Source organism: Armatimonadota bacterium, assembly GCA_037138755.1.
GTDB lineage: Bacteria > Armatimonadota > Fimbriimonadia > Fimbriimonadales > Fimbriimonadaceae > Fimbriimonas.
On record JBAXHT010000014.1, the window covers coordinates 1 to 1,835 of the forward strand.

Consider the following 1,835-nt stretch of genomic DNA (forward strand, 5'->3'; position numbering starts at 1 on the left):
TTTGCCCGAGGACTCCCGACCTTTGCCCGAGGACTCCCGACCTTTGCCCGAGGACGCCGGAGATGAACTCGGACGTCCCGGAGATCGTTCCCCATGCGCCCGAGGGTTCCCCGGGGAAGCCCGGGATTCGCCTAGGCGCCGGCACCACCCAGGGCCCATGGACCGATCCGACTCCAGTGCCGGTCGCCACACCCAAAGATAGATTGTTTGGATTTGTCCCTATTGCCCGCCCTCTGAACCCAACATCAAAGATTTGGATGTGACCCCGGTGCCTTAAATTAGAAGATGGCCTGCGTCCAATGCTTGGACGTGACCCCAAGACCTTTGATGGGCTCACCGTGGCTCTTGAACCCCCATGCCAAAGGGACAGATCCGATTCCCGTGGCTGTCACCAAACCCAAATGTTGATTGTTTGGATGTGACCCCATTGCCCTCCGTTCAACGTGATCCGCAAGACGATGCAAGGACCAGAGTAGTTGTGATCCGCAGTGATGATCCCAAGGAATTCAATTGGTCGATGGAATCGTGCAGACATTTTAACGACAGGCGCAACTTACTGCGTCAAGAAGCCGCTTCTTTGCTTGTTGCGGTGTAACGAACCAGTCGTTCGACCAAATCCGATGAAGTGTCCAACCACGCTCGATCAAGACCTTCTCTCGCAGTCGATCGCGGTCTCGAGCGGCGCGACTGGAATGATAGGTATCGCCGTCACACTCCACTCCAATGGCGAAGAGTCCGGGATGGCGCGGGTGCTTTACCGCCAAGTCGATGAAGTAACCGGCAACACCGACTTGCCGCTCGGTTTCGAACCCAGCGCGTCGAAGCACGGCCTCCACCTGAATCTCGAAGGGCGAGTCACTCGGTTTGCCAGTCGTCTCTCCCCGATCGACAAGCACGCCGCTCTCGGTATACTTCAGGAACAGGTGGAAATCACGAACTCCCTTCCCTTTGGCGTCGACTAAGACTTGTTCGCTGCGAATTGAAGCAAAGACTTCCATTCGCCACTTGGCGCGCGTGATGAGCACGTTGAATCGCCTTTCGCCTCCTTCCCGATTGAGCGGCCCGAATCTTTGCGTTGGCGTCCCGCCGGGGGAGTGAGGGCCATAAGTGCATGAGATAAGCATGATGTCGCGTTCGTCCCCTTGGATATTCTCCAAGTTCCGAACAAACAGTGGCTCCTCGTTTTGCTCCGAAACCAGCGCGGTCATCGCAAGATCAAGGCGCCGGTCGTCCTGCCGCATCTTATCCAAAAGATCGTTGACCGCGTCCTGTTGATAGAGATTCATCGTCACGACGCCGATGGTGAGCCTGTCCTTGGCTGGTTTCGCATATTCGGGGAGAACAAGTTCGCGTACGCGTTTGGCGACGGCTGCCGCTTCCATGGCATTAGTGACCTTGCCGCTCGTTGTCGTGGCGTTCTCGATGTAGTGGTATCGGATTCCCAGTTCGGGGTGAGTGCGATGCGGATGCGGGAATAGGATAAGGCGGTTGTCGTAGGAGAAACTGTTGGCCGGAGCGATGAGGGTTTCCTGACGGCTACGGTAGTGCCATAGCAACGAAGAGGAAAGAAGTGAGGCAACGGATGCATCAAGGATGCTCTCGGATTTGCCCCCGTCGACTTCCTCTTCGTCCTCGGGAGATTCGTCATCCTCCAGCGCCGACATGAAGAAGTCGCTCGGCGGCATTTGCTTCTGGTCTCCGACGACGATGAGTTGCTTGCCCCGTGTGATGGCTCCCCACGCATCCTCCGGATTGATTTGGGATGCCTCGTCCATGATGATTATTAATCCGGCATTCATTTACTAGCACATGGCACGGCACTTGCTATATCCACG

General features: G+C 56.5%; 2 protein-coding genes. Both read right to left on the reverse strand.

Annotated features, from left to right (window positions below):
* On the reverse strand, positions 1–190 hold a 190-nt coding region (locus WCK51_15990; protein ID MEI7578390.1), incomplete at its 3' end, for a hypothetical protein.
* A gap of 346 nt (positions 191–536) precedes the next feature.
* A complete protein-coding gene (locus WCK51_15995; GenBank protein ID MEI7578391.1) occupies positions 537–1,775 on the reverse strand; it encodes an AAA domain-containing protein in 1,239 nt (412 codons plus the stop codon).
* Between the last annotated feature and the right edge of the window lie 60 nt (positions 1,776–1,835).